This is a genomic window from Collinsella sp. LCP21S3_D3, assembly GCF_052118305.1.
In the GTDB taxonomy this organism is placed as follows: Bacteria; Actinomycetota; Coriobacteriia; order Coriobacteriales; family Coriobacteriaceae; genus Collinsella.
Genome location: NZ_JBQKHK010000004.1, coordinates 108,982 through 126,489, shown reverse-complemented (window position 1 = coordinate 126,489; position 17,508 = coordinate 108,982). Strand labels below are relative to the sequence as shown.

Annotated in this window: 11 protein-coding genes; 2 read left to right on the top strand and 9 right to left on the bottom strand. The window is 61.5% G+C overall.

Features of this window, described 5'->3' with window-relative positions:
* Nucleotides 1–78: 78 nt before the first annotated feature.
* The 5 genes from ACTQ1S_RS03170 to ACTQ1S_RS03150 all read right to left on the bottom strand — a co-directional run bounded on the left by ACTQ1S_RS03170 (nucleotide 79) and on the right by ACTQ1S_RS03150 (nucleotide 5,270).
* A complete protein-coding gene (locus ACTQ1S_RS03170) occupies nucleotides 79–2,262 on the bottom strand; it encodes a DUF6020 family protein (protein WP_441547052.1) in 2,184 nt (727 codons plus the stop codon).
* A 145-nt stretch (nucleotides 2,263–2,407) separates the two neighbouring features.
* Complete coding sequence (gene lgt / locus ACTQ1S_RS03165; RefSeq protein ID WP_427747670.1) at nucleotides 2,408–3,229, bottom strand: prolipoprotein diacylglyceryl transferase; 822 nt, start codon at nucleotides 3,227–3,229, stop codon at nucleotides 2,408–2,410.
* A 109-nt stretch (nucleotides 3,230–3,338) separates the two neighbouring features.
* Complete coding sequence (locus ACTQ1S_RS03160) at nucleotides 3,339–3,617, bottom strand: NifU family protein (RefSeq protein WP_427718265.1); 279 nt, start codon at nucleotides 3,615–3,617, stop codon at nucleotides 3,339–3,341.
* 188 nt (nucleotides 3,618–3,805) lie between these two features.
* Nucleotides 3,806–4,330 (bottom strand): deoxycytidylate deaminase, encoded by a 525-nt coding sequence (locus tag ACTQ1S_RS03155; protein WP_154514829.1) that lies wholly within the window; start codon nucleotides 4,328–4,330, stop codon nucleotides 3,806–3,808.
* 88 nt (nucleotides 4,331–4,418) lie between these two features.
* Complete coding sequence (locus tag ACTQ1S_RS03150; protein WP_441547051.1) at nucleotides 4,419–5,270, bottom strand: type III pantothenate kinase; 852 nt, start codon at nucleotides 5,268–5,270, stop codon at nucleotides 4,419–4,421.
* A gap of 306 nt (nucleotides 5,271–5,576) precedes the next feature.
* Between ACTQ1S_RS03150 and ACTQ1S_RS03145 the strand changes: the two genes are divergently transcribed.
* The gene (locus ACTQ1S_RS03145; protein WP_441547050.1) at nucleotides 5,577–7,277 is read left to right on the top strand and encodes an OPT/YSL family transporter; all 1,701 of its coding nucleotides are present in this window, start codon (nucleotides 5,577–5,579) and stop codon (nucleotides 7,275–7,277) included.
* 209 nt (nucleotides 7,278–7,486) lie between these two features.
* A complete protein-coding gene (locus tag ACTQ1S_RS03140; RefSeq protein WP_441547049.1) occupies nucleotides 7,487–8,626 on the top strand; it encodes a DUF389 domain-containing protein in 1,140 nt (379 codons plus the stop codon).
* A 69-nt stretch (nucleotides 8,627–8,695) separates the two neighbouring features.
* Here the strand turns inward: ACTQ1S_RS03140 and ACTQ1S_RS03135 are convergent, their stop codons facing one another.
* The 4 genes from ACTQ1S_RS03135 to ACTQ1S_RS03120 form a co-directional block, all read right to left on the bottom strand.
* A complete protein-coding gene (locus ACTQ1S_RS03135; protein ID WP_441547048.1) occupies nucleotides 8,696–10,432 on the bottom strand; it encodes an aryl-sulfate sulfotransferase in 1,737 nt (578 codons plus the stop codon).
* 304 nt (nucleotides 10,433–10,736) lie between these two features.
* Nucleotides 10,737–11,696 carry a 3-hydroxyacyl-CoA dehydrogenase gene (locus ACTQ1S_RS03130; RefSeq protein ID WP_154514839.1) on the bottom strand — a complete coding sequence of 320 codons (960 nt, stop codon included), beginning with the start codon at nucleotides 11,694–11,696 and terminating at the stop codon, nucleotides 10,737–10,739.
* Between the two features lie 280 nt (nucleotides 11,697–11,976).
* Complete coding sequence (locus ACTQ1S_RS03125) at nucleotides 11,977–16,758, bottom strand: acyl-CoA dehydratase activase-related protein (RefSeq protein WP_441547047.1); 4,782 nt, start codon at nucleotides 16,756–16,758, stop codon at nucleotides 11,977–11,979.
* A gap of 11 nt (nucleotides 16,759–16,769) precedes the next feature.
* Complete coding sequence (locus ACTQ1S_RS03120; RefSeq protein WP_154514843.1) at nucleotides 16,770–17,480, bottom strand: TetR/AcrR family transcriptional regulator; 711 nt, start codon at nucleotides 17,478–17,480, stop codon at nucleotides 16,770–16,772.
* Between the last annotated feature and the right edge of the window lie 28 nt (nucleotides 17,481–17,508).

Sequence of the window (17,508 nt, the reverse complement as noted above, 5' to 3'; positions counted from 1 at the left end):
GCGAGATAAACCCCAAAATGAAGGCGTCGTGATGATGCAGCCCCTTGGTGCAAAGTAACCTGTCCCCTTTGCACCAAGTTAGAACCAGAGAAGGTCGCTGCGGGTGATGGTGGCGCCGATGGCGAAGGGCATGCAGGCGATGACTGGATACAGGTAGCGCATGTAGGTCGAGCCGTTGCAGGGACCGATCAGGCACACGGCGAGCACGCCCAGCAGCGGCACCCAAATGGCCAGCCCGCGCCACGAATGACGACGTAGCAGATAGACCACCACAGCGATCATGATCCACACATAGGTGGCCGAGCTCATGGTGAGCGAGATAAACGGGATGCGTTGTACTGCCACGCGATACAGGTTGATCAGGTGGTCGCACCAGCGCACAACCTTGCTATCGACCGGATGGAAGTCGAAGTACTTGAGGTTATCGGGCTTCGCCATGATCTCGGCACTGCGCGCCGTGCTGTAGACCCACGCATCGCGGGCACTCGGATAAAAGTAGCCGTAGTAGTTATTGATGAGCGCCGAGATATAGCACTCGGGATCCTTTTTGAACATCTGGGCCCACACCTCAAAATAGGCCTTGATGTCCTCCTGCGAGGCGTACTCGTTAAAACAGTTTTTTACGGCATCCGACTTGTCGGGGTTGTAGCGACGGCCCAGATTCTCGTACTTGAGCACACGGTCGATCGCAGCGCGTTCCTTATCGGTCACCAGACCGTCGCAGGGAGCTTCCTCAATCGTGCCGTCGTCTTTGACCTTGGGGTTAACGCCCGAATTAAGGCCGTCGTGCTTTTGGACGAAGCGCGCCGTCTGTTGAAACGGAATCGAGAGGATCTCGCGCTTGGAACCCGGCGTGATATCGTGCTCGGGCATAAAGACCTTGGTAAAGTACATGTTGGAGGCAAGGCAGAGCACGAGCACCGCGAGAACGCCGGCCCAGCGGAAGCGCGGCGTGGCGCATGAGGGTGCGACGCCAGACTGTTTGACCACGCGACGGGCCACATGCGCGTCCCAGGCGCAAAACGCCGCCGCAATCACGCAGGCCGCCAACGGAAAGACCAGGCCGCCATTGCGCAAAAACGTGGAACCCATGGCGCCCAGCACGAGCAACAGCCAGTCCTGGCGCGCAAAGAGCACAGGCGTGCGCTCGCCCGCGCGCTCGGCATTGACATCGCGACGGGGCAGGCCACATGCCACGAGCTTGACGGTCTGAACGAGCAGTACCAGAAACGCATCGGCAAACAGTACGTCTTTGGTCAGCAGCGCCGCGTAGTTGGAGAACATCGGCATAAACGCAAAGAACAGCAAGATGACGCCGCGGACCGGCAGGCTCACGCCCAGCTTGCGCAGCGACGATATGGAATAGGCCACGCAGGCGGCCGTGATGACAAATTGGGCGCAGGTGTAGATGGCAAGACCCGCATTGGCGCTATTGAATAGCGAAAGCCCCAGTTGCACACACGAGCCGATGATGGCCGTGTGCACCACCGGGTGATGGCCGTTGAGCAGCACGTTGGGGTTAAGCAGGCGCAGGTAGTCGCTCGTGCCGTTGGGGTAGTTGAACCATTGGCGGATCTGCGCGCCCGTATCTCCCATAAAGAGGCCGGGCAGCGAGGCGATAAGCGTGGGCGCCCAGACAATCATGAGTACAAGAAACGGCCCAACAAAAGGATGGACCGAGAGCACGGCGTGGGTAACACGCCACACGCGGCCAAAATGCGCCTCCGAAAACGGAATGCGGCGGGAACTCAACCAATCCAAAAACTCAAAAGCCAGATAGAAGGACACAATCGCCAGAAGCATCCAGCCCGCGCCGCCAATCCAGGCGCAGATAACGCGCGCCTTGTCGCCCAGCACAATCTCGGCCGAATCGGTGAGGTCGTAACTGCGGCCGAACACCATGCAGACGGCAAAGAACAGCGACGGCAGCACGACCGAGGGGCGCCAAGCGTCACCGCGGCCAAAGAACACATAGCGAAACGGCAGCGTGAGTAGGCAGGCCAGCGCGAGCAGCATCACAGCGTCGGTATGGCCGGCAAATGAGAGGAGTACCTCGTAGCACACGTAAAGCATGCCCGAGGCCTTTGGATCGATCGCCAGGACCGCGTTGCTCGACACCGGGGCGGGATCGATGGAAAACGCCGTGGTCGCCAGCAGGGCGAGCAAAAATGCGACGAGCGTCTGCTTGGCGGGATAGCGCTTAAACCAAACGATGCGGGCGGCGTCGCGCGCAGCCGTTGTGGAGAGATCGGAATCCTTCACAGTCCGAAAAGCCTTTCTAGAAACCTGCCAAAAAGGGACAGGTTTATTTTGGCAGGTTTTATCTGGGGAAACGTTACGGTTCTGTCATCGTTGCCTGGCAAAACCACCACAAAGGTGCCTGTCCCCTTTGTGGTGTATGTGGTGGTTAGGCGTCGAGATAGATGCGCTGGGGACGGTTGCGACGGAGGGCAAAAATGATGAGCGCCAGGCCCGCAATCACGAGTGGCAGACTCAGCAGCTGGCCCATGGTGATGACGCCGCCCAGCAGATAGCCCAGCTGGGCATCGGGCACGCGCACAAACTCAACGAAAAAGCGGACGATGCCGTACCCCATCACAAAAACACCCATAAACGTACCCTGGGGCAGCAGCGGTTTTTTGCGGCTGAGCACCTGCAGAATGCAGAAGAGCACAATGCCCTCAAGAAATGCCTCGTAGAGCTGGGATGGATGGCGCGGCATATCGCCCGCGGTGCCGCCAAAGATCACGCCCCAGGGCAAATCGGTTGGCTTGCCCCACAGCTCGCCGTTGACAAAGTTGGCGCAGCGCCCCAGGCACAGGGCCAGCGGAGCACCGATAACGGCAAGGTCGGCGATGGTCCAGGCGTCGAGCTTGTACATGCGGCACACGAGCACGCCGCCGATGATGCCGCCCACCAGGCCGCCATGGAAACTCATGCCGCCTTCGTTGGTGGCAAAGATCTCGAGCGGATGCGCCCAGTAGTAGCCGTCACCGTAAAAGATGACGTAGAACAGACGGGCGCCAATGATGAGGCCAAAGACCACACCAACCACGACACTCATCAGGTCGTCGACCGTAATGTCAAAACCCCAACGACGCTGCGTGCGGTACATGACGACCGCCGTGAGCAGAGCTCCGACCACATAGGCCAAGCCGTACCAGTAGATGGTGATGGGCCCCGCCGAAATGGCGACAGGATCAAGCATATGGTAGAGGTCGTTGAGCATATCGGTCCCCCTGCTCCCTACATACAAATGCGGCCGCGGGCCTTTCGCTCGCAGCCGCACATTTGGGCATGACGTCTATGCGGAGCACATCGCCCGCAGCTTTCGCTTCTCAGAACGGCGCATACTCGTCGTACAGATCCTCGACCTCGCCGGAGGCATTGACCTGCTCGACACGCGTAACGCCGGGCACGTGCTCCTTGAGGATACGCTCGACGCCCATGGAAAGCGTCAGAGCGCTCATGGGGCAACCGGCGCAGGCGCCCTGGAGCTCCAGCTTGACGACGCCCTCGTCATCAACGCCCATATACTCCATGTCGCCGCCGTCGGCCTGCAGGTTGGGGCGAATCTCTTCAAGAACCTTCTTAAGCAGCTCTTCGTTAACAGCCACAGGGGCTCCTTTCTCACAATAACGCGGGCGCGCCCGCGGACAGAGCTATGTTACTACAGCCATGTACCCGCTCGCGAGCCGTCCATGCGCGCGGACACGACTTTCACGAGCAGTTAATTTGACAGTCAATTTGGGACGGGGCTTAATGAGCCGCTTTTGCCAACGCCCGGCGCTCGTACACGCTGCCGCTACTGCTGCGTTTGTTCCCCGGTACCAATGTGGACATCGACGATAACCTGGCGGAAGCTAATGCCACAGGAGTCGAGAATGCGGCGACTGATGCGGCCGTCGTCGGTGTCGGCGTACTTATTGTCCAGATAGACAACCTCGCCCACACCTACCTGCGCCAGAATTTTGGCACAGTCGTGGCACGGGAACAGCGTGACGTAGACCGTGGAACCCTCAAGGTCCTTGAGCGAGCCGCGGTAGTTGAGCACGGCGTTGGCCTCGGCATGAACTACGTAGTTATGTTTGTCCTGCAGCGGGTCATCGCTCGTACCCCACGGGAAAAAGTCGTCGTTGAGCGCCGAGGGCGTACCGTTGTAGCCCACCGAAAGAATGCGGTGGTTGGTGCTGGCGATGCACGCGCCCACCTGCGTATTGGGATCCTTGCTGCGGCGCTGCGCGGCGATGGCCACGCTCATAAAGAACTCGTCCCAGCTAATAACGTCGCGGCGCTTGCCCGACGCGGTTTGATGAAGATCGTCCGACATGGCAGACACCTCCGAAATCGAAATAGTTTGGCCCATTGTAGCAGGTGAAAGGTGGGCCTGTTTCCTCCCGGCGCCGACGTCCTTGGCTTTATGCGCGGCGAGGCTTTTGGTTGATGCGGTACAGCTCGGCGAGACCCCGCAGCGTCAGCGCGTCGTCTACCGTCAGGCTGTGGCCGACCAACGCCGCGAGCGCCTCGGCATCGTCGCCGGTGATGACAATGGGCACGCTGCCCTCGCCTGCCGCCTTGGTCGAGCGCATCTCGGCAAGCACCATGTCGAGCATGCCGTCGATACGGGCAACCTCGCCCAAGACCACGCCCGAGCGCATGGCCTCGCGCGTGTTGCGACCGATCACATGCGTGGGTGCCGAGGGCTCGACTTGCGGCAGGCGCGCCGCAGCGGCCGAGAGCGAGCGAGCGCCGAGCGCCAGCCCCGGCGCGATAACACCGCCGACAAAGGTTCCGCGTGCATCGATGACCTCGATATTGGTCGTAGTGCCCAGGTCGATCACGATGCACGGAGAGCCGTAGACGGCACGGGCCGCCACGGCGTCGGCGATGCGATCGGGACCGATCTCGGCCGGGTCGTCGTAGTGCACGGGCATGCCGGTCTTAAGTCCCGGCCCCACGGAGAGCACGCGCCCCGTGCAGGTACGGGAAAGTGCCGTCTTCCACGGGCGCTCGAGCGCCGGCACCACGCAGCTCAGCACTGCTGCCGCGGGAACGAGCACACCAGGCATGCCCGCATCGGCTGCCAGTGCGCCCATGACCCGCGCGAGCCTCATGCGCGCCTCATCGGCCGTAATGCTCGGCGGCGTCGTGATCTCGCACGTCGCAAGCGGGCATTCCTGCGCCGCGGCCGAATCCTCGGCAAACAGACCAAAGCGAATGAACGTGTTGCCCACGTCGACCGTCAATATATATGCGCACCCATTAAGCATCGTCGGCGCTCCTTTCGTCTGCCCAGCAGTATATCCCCTACCCGAACCAGCCATCCCAGGTAGTCATTTTGGGACGGGGCTATTTTAGCTACCCCAATATGTCGGTTGATATTTGCCCCAATCCCAGATAATTCGTCGACTGTCAAAGGGTAGCTAAAATAGCCCCGTCCCAAAATGACTACCTTGCCGCTATACTGATGCGCGGTCGTGCGCGAGCTCACGCGGCGGCCCTTGGTAACCCGACTTCCCGCGCCGTATCCGTAGCGGCGCTTGCGGGGGAAGCGGATATACGCAAAGGAGTTCTATATGGGCAATCCCTCGAACCGCACTTCTATGCGCGGTCAACTCACGCTGCGCGGCGTCGTCATCGGCGTCCTTGGCTGCGTGATTATCACGGCAAGCTCGGCCTACACGGCCCTCAAGATGGGCGCCCTCCCCTGGCCGATCATTTTCGCTGCCGTCATCTCGCTGTTCTTCCTTAAGCTCATGGGCAATGCCAGCCTCAACGAGGCCAACGTTACCCACACCATCATGTCCGCGGGTGCCATGGTCGCCGGCGGCCTGGCGTTTACCATCCCGGGCGCCTGGATGCTGGGCTATGCCGACCAGATCAGCTGGCTCGACATGTTTATCGTGGCGCTCGCCGGCACCATCTTGGGCCTTCTAGCAACGGCGCTCATCCACCGTCACTTTATCGTGGACGCCGCGCTGGAGTTTCCCACCGGCAACGCCGCAGCCCAGACCCTGCGTGCTACCGAGGCCGGCGGCAAGACCGGCAAGCAGCTCTTTGGCTCCATGGCCATCGCAGGCATCTATAGCGTGCTGCGCGACGCCCTGGGCGTGGTGCCCAGCATGCTGTGCACGCTCAATATCCCCGGCGTGACCTTTGCCATCTACAACTCGCCCATGTTGCTGTCCATCGGCTTTTTGGTGGGCTTTGCCCCCGTCGCCTTCTGGTTTGCCGGCGCGCTGCTGGGCAACTTTGGCATTATCGTCGGCGGCACCGCTGCCGGCCTGTTCGATATTGTGACCGCGCAGAGTATCGTCAAGTCCTTAGGTATGGGCCTTATGATGGGCTTTGGCGTCGCCGTCGTCCTCAAAGACATCCTGCCGCAGGTCGCCGGTATCGTCCGCGGTCTTGCCGCCGACAGCTCCACCGACACCGACGAGCAGTCGCTCATCTCGGGCTCGCTTAAGCTCGACGCCGGCATCATCGGCCTGGGCACCGCCGCCATCGCCGTGATCATCGCCATCGCGCTCGACCTTGGCCCCGTCCCAGCCGTCATCGTCACGCTGTTCACCTTTGTCACCACCATCATGAGTGCGCAGAGCTGCGGCCAGACGGGTATCGACCCCATGGAGATCTTTGGCCTCATCGTCATGCTCATCGTAGCGGCCTTCGCGCAGCTTGCGCAGGTCAAGCTGTTCTTTATCGCCGGCATCGTGGCCGTGGCGTGCGGCCTTGCGGGCGACGTCATGAACGACTTTAAGGCCGGCGCCGTGCTGGGCACCAACCCGCGCGCACAGTGGATCGGCCAGGCCATCGGCGGCATCGTGGGCGCACTGGTCGCTGCCGCCGTCATGGTCGCGCTCGTCACCGCCTATGGTCCGGACGCCTTTGGTCCCGACAAGAGCTTTGTGGCCGCGCAGGCAAGCGTAGTCGCCACCATGGTCTCGGGCATCCCGAGCGTGCCGTGGTTTGCGGGAGGCTTTATCGCCGGCATCGTCATGTATTTGCTCGGCATTCCGGCCATGATGATCGGTCTGGGCGTGTACCTGCCGTTCTACATGTCGCTCACGGCCTTCTTGGGCTCCTGCGTCAAGCTCGCCTACGACAAGTGGGCCGCGCACCGCGACGCCGCCGGTCTTTCGGGCAAAGAGAAGGCTTCCAAGGATGCTGCCTTCCAGGAGCAGGGCCTGGTCGTCGCCAGCGGCCTGCTGGGAGGCGAGTCTGTCGTTGGCGTTATCCTGGCGTTTGTCTCCGTCGGCCTGAGTCTGCTGGGCTAAACCCAACAACAACGTACCCGTACAGAGCGCGGGGCCGGAGACCATCCGGCCCCGCGCTCTGTATCTGTCGAAACACTCGGCCGCAACCGCATTTGACGTCCCCCTTACCTGCTCGTCTAAGTTTCACGTCAAGATGACCGCCCCGCCCGCCACGGTGTAGAGTACATGCTGCGAGCGCACCCGCGTTCCTGCGGCAATACGAGGTGGACATGGAACTCGACAAACAACAGATCAAGCGACTACGCAAACGCCATCACCGGCGCCACGGCATTCGACCTGCCCATAGTGAGGCCCTGGAGAACACCGGCCGCTTCCTAAAGCGCGCATTCAACATTCGCGAGGGTCGCGCGCCCTATCACGTGATTCGCAAGCGCTTTGTAAACGGGGCGCGGCTGACCGGCTCGCACTTATGCATCCTCATCATCGCCATGCTCATCGCGAGCATCGGCCTCGATATCGACTCGGATATTGCCATCGTGGGCGCCATGCTCATCTGCCCACTCATGGGATCGGTCCTTGCCATGGCATATGGCATCGCCACGCTTGACCGCGAGATTGCCGTCGAGGCCGTCGCCGGCCTCGCGCTACAGATGGCCTTTTGTCTGATCACGTCCACGCTGTATTTTAAGCTCTCGCCCCTTGGCACCACCACGGCCGCCATCATCGACAACTCGACGCCCACTGTGTGGGACCTTGCCGTCGCGCTCGCGGGCGGCTTTGCGGGCGGGCTGGGCAACTCGCGTGACCAGGAACCTGCCACGCTTATCGCCGGCGTGGCCGTGGCGACCGCGCTCATGCCGCCCCTGTGCGCAGCGGGCTATGGCATCGCCATTGCAAGCGGGTCACTTTTTCTCTCGGCGCTTTATGAGTTTGGCATCAACGTGGTCTTTATCGCACTGGCCGCCGAAGCCGTGCTGCTTCTTTTGCGCGTGCCGCTCAAGCGCGACCTGAACGGCGACGGTATTGTGACTGCTGAAGAAAACGCCGAGGTCAACGAGCTATCGCGCAAGGTGCGCCGCCGCATCATCGTGGGCACGGTGATCTTTGCCATCCCCTGCATTATTATGACGGCGGGGTCTATTGGCTCGGCGCAGGCCGGCGTGCAAGACGGCTACGGCGTCACTGAAACCACGCGCGAACTTGCGGCGGTGCTGCCGGGCTTTAAGGATTACACCGTCGCCGTCGAGACCTCGGCCGCCGAAGGCGACAAGGAGGGCGTTGTCGAGCGCCAGACTGTCGCTCGCGTAACGACAAGCGAGACGCTCGGGGCGCACGACCGTCGTGTTGCCCGCAAGCTCATCGACCTCAACGTACCCGAACTCGATCGCGTGGAGTTTGACGTGAAGTGATGCGGAACGTGAGGTAGGCCCGGTACGAGCGCGCGCAGCCGCGGGGCACAGGCACAGCCAAGCGCAGCGCTACAGCTCGTACTTGTACACGCGGTAGATGTACTTCTCGGCTTCCATCTCGTACGTGGCAATGGGCAGTCCATAGCGATCGTACTCGGCAAAGGTCTTGGCTATGCCCGATGCCAAGAGCATGCTATTCGAATCGCCGACGCGCTGCGCACTACTTACGTAACCTGAGAACGGCACTGCGATCTGGTCCACAAGCTCGTAGGTGCGCGCGGTCTCGTCCACCGTAAAAATGCGCCCAAACGAATGCGTTCCCTTGCTGTAGTCGGTCACGACCGCAGCGCCCAGCTGGCCCCAGTCGAACTTGGGATAGCTCTCGGCAGCACCAAAGTTGTTGTCGTATAGCAGCACCTGGTAGCGACCAGTCGCGGTCGTCTCGTCGTTTGGCAGATAGGTCACACTATGCTGGCCTGCGTTGAGCGAAAAATCGCCTTGAGCCTGCAGCAACTTGTCCTCAAAGCCCGAGCCGGCCCAAAACTCTGGCGAGCCCATAAGCCAATCGACCGTAGGCGTACCGTAGATATCCGTGAGCTTGATGACCGTTGAGGTCTCGCGCGAGCTGAGCAAAACGGTGCCGCCGCCGAGCCACTGGATCGTGTTGATGTGAATCCAATCCAGGTCGCCGTCCGAGGCAACCTTGGCGCTTGCCTTGAGGTCGGGGAACATATCGCCCAGGTCCACGACGAGAGAGATGTCACCTGTTGTTATGTCGACCTTAATGATGAGGTCCTCTACATTAACGCGATCGTCCTTATCTTTTTTGGCAGCCGCGCGATCGACGTCCAAATCGGCTTCGGAGCCGGCGTGACTCGCCAGCACCAACAGGTTGCCATCGTCATCGAAAGCATAGTCGTGGTGTAGCTCGTAGTCGCCCGTGCTCCAGACGTTTACCACCTGGCCGATGGCGTTGATCTGGACCATCTTGGTAGTCGAGACGCTCATGATCATGCTGCCATCGCCCGGGAACAGCAGGCGGTGGCTGCGGTAGCCGACAATCGGCACCTCGCCGCGAATCTGGCCGTCGTTGTCGTAGAGGTACATAAAGTCGAGCTTGGACGAGTCGTTGCCCAAGATGGTAAAGAGACCATCGGCAAGCGGCGTATTGGACTCCCCCGACGTGACGGCGAGCTGCTCTTCTTCCTCGCCTTTGAGAGCCGGCGTCTTGACCGTGAACGTCGAGGTGCGGCTGATACCGTCTTGTGCCGTGCAAGTGATGGTTACCGTGTTTTTGTGGTTGGGAATGAGGCCGATGACCTTGAACTCGTGTTCCGTGGCCGGCGCGTCGCCGCCGTGGGGCGTATGGGAAAACGCGGCGACCTTGGGCGCGTCACCAGTCTTTTTGCGACCGGCGACCTTGTAGGAGACGGTTACGGAATCCGTTGTCGCAAAGCGAACGTAGCAGCTCAGGGTATCGGTGCCAAAGGGATCCTGCGCGATAAACGGAGTGGTCTCGTTGTAGCCGCCGTCAGCGTACTCGGCATCGAGCCGCTCCTTGATGGCCGCCTGCTTCTCGACGTCGTAGGTCGCGACAATCTGCTTGTGGAGTTTCTTTTGCTCGTCAGTGAGCTCGTTGCTCGCAGTAGATGCGGCGCCCGTGCCGGCCCCGCCGACCGAGCAGCCCATGAGCCCTGTCCCGGCAAGCGCCAGCGCGCCCGCCGCACCCGCAAGAGCCGCTCGACGCGAAAACAGTCTGCTGTCCTTGTCACTCAATTCCATATCGTTACCGTCTTTGAATACCATTGTTGTTCCCTCATATACCACGGCGTTTTCCCAGCCCTGTCTAATTATGACTCGCAGTTTAACAAACGCCCCTTAATGCAAGTTAAAGCTTGTAGCGATACGGAAACGCGGGGCGCGAAGGGAATCCGCAACCCTTCCGCTCCCAAGTGATCAATCGGAGCGGCCGCGATGGTGCTCGATCCAGTCCACGGCAAAGTCGACAAGTTCGCGTTGGCGCATAAAGCGGATTGTCCCGTTGCCGAGCGGCGCTGCGGCGCACTGACACTGCAAATGACACGTTTCTCAATGTTGCCGAGGAATCTTTTTAGTACTTGAAGAAGCCCTCGCCCGAGCTTTCGCCCAGCTTGCCTTCGTCGAGCATCTGCTTGAGGACGGATGCCATGGCCTTAAAGTTGTAGGGCATCATCATCTTTTTGAGCAGCGGGCTCACCAAGCCCGGCACCTTCTGATACTGCATGACGATGTTGTAGGCCGTCTGGATGCCCACGGTGTCGAACACGCGGAACGGGCCCTTGGGCGCGCCAGTGCCGCGCGTCCATGCGAGGTCGATGCTCTTGGGGTCGCTGACGCCCGAGACGTACAGATCAAGGCCCGAAAGCAGCCACGGCACCAGCATGGAATTGAGCAGATAGCCGTTCTTTTCCTTGTTGACGGGCAGGGCAAGCATACGGATGTCGCTAGCAAAGTCGACGAGCTCATCGAAATAGCGTTTGTCGGTCTGGTCCTGAGCCATGACCTCGGTCATGTTGTTCTTCCAGATGGAGTTGGCAAAGTGCAGCGACAGGTACTTCTCGGGGCGGCCGGTGTACTTGGCAAAGGTGCTCGGCAGCAGCGTGGAGGAGTTCGTCACGACAACGGTTTTTTGCGGGAGAACCGGGGCGAGCTTCTTGTAGAAGTCGATCTTTGCCTGGGTGTCCTCGGCCATCGACTCGATAACCAGATCGGCGTCGGCCACTGCCTTGGCAAGATCGAGCTCTAGCTTGAGTGTGGAGTAGGCACGCTCGACGGCGGCGAGCGCCGCCTCCTTGTCGAAGGGCTGGTCGCTATCGGCGATACCGGCACACCACTCGCCCGTGCCGTCCGCCATGCCCTCGATAGCCGCGATGTACTCCTCGCGCACATGATCGATCTTGGGCTGAGTGCGGCCGATGCTGCCCTCGCTGCGCAGCCAGATCGTCACATCGAAGCCGCAGTAGGCAGCCTGAAAGGCAATCTGGCTTCCCAACACGCCGCCACCGGCAACGCAAACGGTCTTGTAGCTCATAGGAACAGTCCTCTCTTACGTAATTCCATGGATGTGTATTTATTCAACCGTAAGGATGACGCGCGCTGGGGGTGGGTTCCATAAACGGACGGTAATTTGCGGCGAACGGCTACATATGTTCATTATCTTAGGGTTCCAAGAGCGATTTTTGGTGCCACTGAGACGTCGCATTCGGAAGAGGTGATAGTTGGGGCGTTTACGCAGCATATGTCCAGCAAAACGGGTGGTAGCCGATACGGCTACCACCCGTTTGTCTCATATCTAGCACATAGCAGGCCAACTACCTCTTAATGCCGCGTCCCAGACGCTTGGCGACCGATGCAACGGCCTCCTCGCTGGCCGAGCCACAGCTCACGCAGCCATCATGGTCACGCATCTGGCCAGTGACCTCGTCCATCGCGAGCGGCGCCACCTTCTCGAGCTTAAAGCCCTTACCGGCGCGCATGTTTTCCTTGGCCACGCTGATCATGAGCTTAATGCGGTTGAGCTGGTTGACCTCGGACGCGCCGGGGTCGTAGTCCACCGCGACAATGTTGCTCTCGGGGTGCCGACGGCGCAGCTCCTTGATCACGGCCTTGCCCACCACGTGGTTAGGCAGGCACGCAAAGGGCTGCGTGCAGATGATGTTGGGCGCGCCATGGTCAATCAGGTCGAGCATCTCGGCCGTGAGCAGCCAGCCTTCGCCCATGTTGTTGCAAACCGAAAGCACCGTACGGGCCTTGTCCGCCATGGTGCCGATGCGCTCGGGCGCCTCAAAGCGGCGGGACTTTTGGAGCAGCTCTTCCACCGGCGTACGCATCCAGTCCACGAGCTTGATGAGCGCCTGCATACCAGCGCGCGTGGTTGCAGAGCTTCCGAGCTCATCCTTCTGCAGCTCGGCGTTGCTCATGGAGTACAGGAAGAAGTCCAGCAGGCCCGGCACCACGGCCTCGCAGCCCTCGCGCTCGATAACGTCGACCACGTGGTTGTTGGCTGTGGGGTGGAACTTGACCAAGATCTCGCCGACCACGCCCACGCGCGGCTTGGTGCCCTCACCCACGAGCGGCATGGTGTCGAACGCGCAGATGGCCTCGCGGCACAGCTTGGTGTAGTTGTGGCGGTTAAACTTGGGCGCCAGCTTGCGGGCGCGCGCCATGTACTCCTCGTAGAGTGCGTTGGCGGCACCGGGCGTAGCCTCGTATGGACGACAGCGATAAAGCATCTGCATCATCACGTCGCCAAAGAGCACCGCGTAGACTGCCTGCTTAAGCAGCGCCGGTGTAATCTTAAAGCCGGGGTTGTCCTCACCGAGCGCCACCGCCGAAAGCGAGATCACCGGAATCTCGGGGTGGCCGCTCTCGCGCAGGGCCTTGCGGATGAGTGCGATGTAGTTGGTGGCACGGCAGCCGCCGCCGGTCTGGCTGATAACCACGGCCGTCTTGGACAGGTCGTACCGGCCGCTCTCGATGGCCTCCATAATCTGGCCGGTCACCAAAATGGACGGATAGCAAATGTCATTGTTCACATAGCGCAGGCCGGCCTCGACGGCGTCGTGATCGGTCGAGGGCAGCAGCTCCAAGTTGTAGCCGGCACCGCGGAACACCTCTTTGACCAGGTCAAAGTGGATCGGTGACATCTGCGGGCACAGGATGGTGTAGCCCTCCTCGCGCATCTGCTCGGTAAAGGGCACCTTGGGCCACGCGGTCGATGCGCTCTCGCGCTGAGCCTCGAACGTGTACTTGCGGCTCGCGAATGCGGGAGCATCCGTGGAGGGAGCCACCGGCGCGGCATCGCCCTGCTCGTAGGTCTCGCCCGCGGCCGCGGCCTCGGCCAAGCGCTCAGCCTCCTGGTCCTTAAGCGCGGCCATGAGCGAGCGGATGCGGATGCGCGCGGCGCCCAGGTTGGACACCTCGTCGATCTTGAGCACGGTGTAGATCTTGCCGCTGGCCTCCAGAATCTCCTGCACCTGATCGGTAGTCAGAGCGTCCAGGCCGCAGCCGAAAGAGTTGAGCTGGATCAGGTCCAGGTCGTTGCGCATCGTAACAAAACGGGCGACAGCGTACAGGCGGCTGTGGTACATCCACTGGTCGACGACGCGGATGGGGCGCTCGGGCTTCACCAGGTGCGCAAGCGAATCCTCGGTAAAGACCGCAAAGCCAAAGCTCGAGATAAGCTCGGGCAGGGCGTGGTTGATCTCGGGGTCGTTGTGGTAGGGGCGGCCGGCGAGCACGATGCCGTGACCGCCGTGGTCCTCGACCCACTTAAGGGTCTCCTCGCCCATGGTCTGGATGTCCTCGTGGAAACGCGCATCGGCCTCAAAGGCAGCGTTGACGGCGGCATCGACCTCGGAGCGCGTGATCTTGGGACCGCGCACGCGACCGCGACCGGCCTCAGCATCGGCCACGCGGTCGACGGCAAGCACCTGGTACAAGCGGCGCTTGAGCTCGGTCTTGTCGTGATAGGGCACAAACGGGTACAGGAACTCGATATTCTGCTCACGAATCTCGTCGATATTGAGTGCCAGCGCCGTGGGGTAGCTCATGACGATGGGGCAGTTATAGCAATTGCCAGCCGTCGGATCCTCCTTGCGCTCCCAGCGCACGCACGGCATCCAGATAAAGTCGACATCGCGGTCGATAAGGTTCATCACGTGGCCGTGGCTCATCTTGGCCGGATAGCACACGCTCTCGGACGGCATGGACTCGATGCCTGCCTGGTAGGTCTTCTTGCTCGACTGGTCGGACAGCTGCACGCTAAAGCCCAAGCGCGTAAAGAACGCGTGCCAGAAGGGGTAGTTCTCGTACATGTTGAGTGCGCGCGGGATACCCACGGTGCCGCGCGGGGCCTCGTCGGGGCTCAGCACCTCGCGATTAAAGAGCAACTCGTTTTTCTTTTTGAAGAGGTTAGGGGCCTCGGTTTTTTGCTTTTTGTGGCCGGCGCCCTTCTCGCAGCGGTTGCCGGTAATGAAGCGCCTGCCGCCGCCAAAGTCGTTGACGGTGAGCTGGCAGTTGTTGGAGCAACGGCCGCAGCGGACGTGCTTTTGCGTCACAGTGAGGTGCGCGATGTCCTCGGCCGAAAGGATGGTCGAGGTGCCGTCGGCGCCAGCGCGATCACGGGCGAGCAAGGCCGCACCATAGGCGCCCATGCAGCCGGCGATGTCGGGACGCACGGCGTGAACGCCGGTGAGCTGCTCAAACGCGCGCAGCGTGGCATCGGACATAAAGGTGCCGCCCTGGACGATCACCTGGCTTCCGATCTCCTTGGGATCGCGCAGCTTAATGACCTTGAACAGGGCATTCTTAATGACGGAATAGGACAGACCGGCCGCGATGTCGCCCACCGTGGCACCTTCCTTTTGCGCCTGCTTAACACGCGAATTCATAAAGACCGTGCAGCGACTGCCCAGGTCCACCGGAGCCTTGGTATGGATGGCTGCGTCGGCGAACGCGCGCACGTCCATGTTCATAGAGACGGCGAAGCTCTCGATAAAGCTACCGCAGCCCGACGAGCAGGCCTCGTTGAGCATGATGTGCTCGATAACGCCGTCCTTGACGCGCAGGCACTTCATGTCCTGGCCGCCAATGTCCAGGATAAACTCGACGCCGGGCAGGAACGCCTTGGCGCCGCGCAGGTGCGCGACGGTCTCGATCTCGCCGGAGTCGGCCTTGAGGGCCTCGATGAGCAGCGCCTCGCCGTAACCCGTGGTGGTCACGTGGCCGATGGTGCAGCCGGCGGGGATATGGTTGTAGAAATCGGCCATGATGACCTTGGCCGTACCCAGGATGTCACCGTTGTTGTTGCCGTACCAGGTATGCAGCAACTGGCCGTCCTCGCCCACAAGCGCGGCCTTCATGGTGGTGGAACCGGCGTCGATACCGATGAACACGCGACCGGTGTAGCCTTCGAGCTTGCCCTTGGGGACGACCTCGGTGTCGTGGCGGGTCTTAAACTCGGCAAAGTCCTCGTCGGTGGCAAAGAGCGGATCCAGACGCTCGACCTCGGCGCCCTGCGTGTCACCCAGGGCGTCGATAGCCTCGATGAGCTGCGGGAACGTGCTGAGCTTATTGGACTCGTGCGCCATGGCGGCACCGCTCGCCACAAACAGGTGAGCATTTTGGGGCACGATGCGGTGCTCCTCGTCCAGGTTGAGCGTGAGGTAGAAGCGATGGCGCAGCTCGGAGAGATACTGCAGCGGGCCGCCCAGGAAGGCGACGTTACCGCGGATGGGACGGCCGCACGCCAGGCCCGAGATGGTCTGGGTCACGACGGCTTGGAAGATGGAGGCGGCCACGTCCTCGGGGCGGGCGCCCTCGTTGAGCAGCGGCTGGACGTCGGTCTTGGCAAAAACGCCGCAGCGGCTGGCGATGGGATAGATGGTGGTGGCGTTGGCCGCGAGCTCGTTGAGGCCGCTGGCGTCGGTGTGCAGCAGGGTTGCCATCTGGTCGATGAACGCACCCGTACCGCCGGCACAGGTGCCGTTCATGCGCTGCTCGATGCCGTTATCGAAGTAGATGATCTTGGCGTCCTCGCCGCCCAGCTCGATGGCGACATCGGTGGCAGGTATGAGGGTCTCGACGGCGCGCTTGCTGGCGATGACCTCTTGGACAAACTCCAGGTCGAGCCACTGGGACAGCAGCAGGCCGCCCGAGCCGGTAATGGCGCAGGTCATCTGGGCCGTCGGCAGCACAGTCGCGGCGCCCTCGAACAAGTCGCGGGCGCAAGCGCGGACGTCGGTGTGGTGGCGCTGGTACTTGGCGTAGACGATCTGGTTGTCATCGTTGAGCACGGCGAGCTTGACGGTGGTGGAGCCAACGTCGATGCCCAGGTGCAGGTTGCCGTGGGCGGCCTCGGGGTTGAAGATCGCGCCTTCGGGGGCGTGGGCAGCGGCTGCGGGCTCGGCGGCGGCTGCGGGCTCGCTAGCGACGGACGTCTCCCCTGCCGCATTCTTGGCATCGGCAACTGCCTCGGCAACTTTCTCGGCAGCCGCGGTCGCGGCCTTCTGCGCGGCGTCCACCACGGTGGGCGCAGCCTCGCGTGCGGCGGCGACCATACGGTCCTTGATGCCCTCGACGAGTTTGCTCATTGTCTCTCCTCTTAGTTGTTGGACTCGACGGTTACGGCGGTGTCGGCCGCGTCCTCGAGCTGCAAGTTCAATAGCTTCATGCCGTACTCCGGCACGTTGATATCGATGGGTTGGCCATACAGGTCACCAGGACGCACAAAAGCGAGCACCGTCATCATGCGCGCCATGGCCTCGGGCGATTCGGTGAGCCCACGCTCAAACCAGCGCTGAATCATGCCGACCTCGGCACTCACGACGTAGGTGACGTAGTAGTCAAAGAACGTGCCCAGCGCCAGGCCCAAAATGCCCGTCTGTGCACGCGGCACCACAGCCTCACGCGCGGTGTCGATAATCCTTTTAATGAAGGCCTGGTCGCCGCCCGGACCCAGCAGCGCACCGATCAAGTCGCGGTTGGCCGCAAGATAACGCAGTAGCTCAACCGAACCGGGCGCCGGCTCGAGCTCATCGATGTTGTGATAAAGATCGGGCAGCCGAGCTGCGGTGATGAGCTCAATACGCTCACGGATCTCGGCCAGCAAGCCGTCCTCGATTTGATTGATAAAGTCGGGGATATCGCGGTAGTGCGAATAGAACGTACGGCGCGTAAGGCCGGCGCGCTCGGTGAGCGACGCGACGTTAATGCGCGAAAGGTCGCCGCTTTCGGCAAGCTCGCTGGCAAGTGCCTGGCGAAGGGCACGCTGCGAGCGAAGGGACCGGCGATCGCATTTCTCGAGCTGGGACAAGCGTCCTCCTTGTTACTCTGCCTGTGCG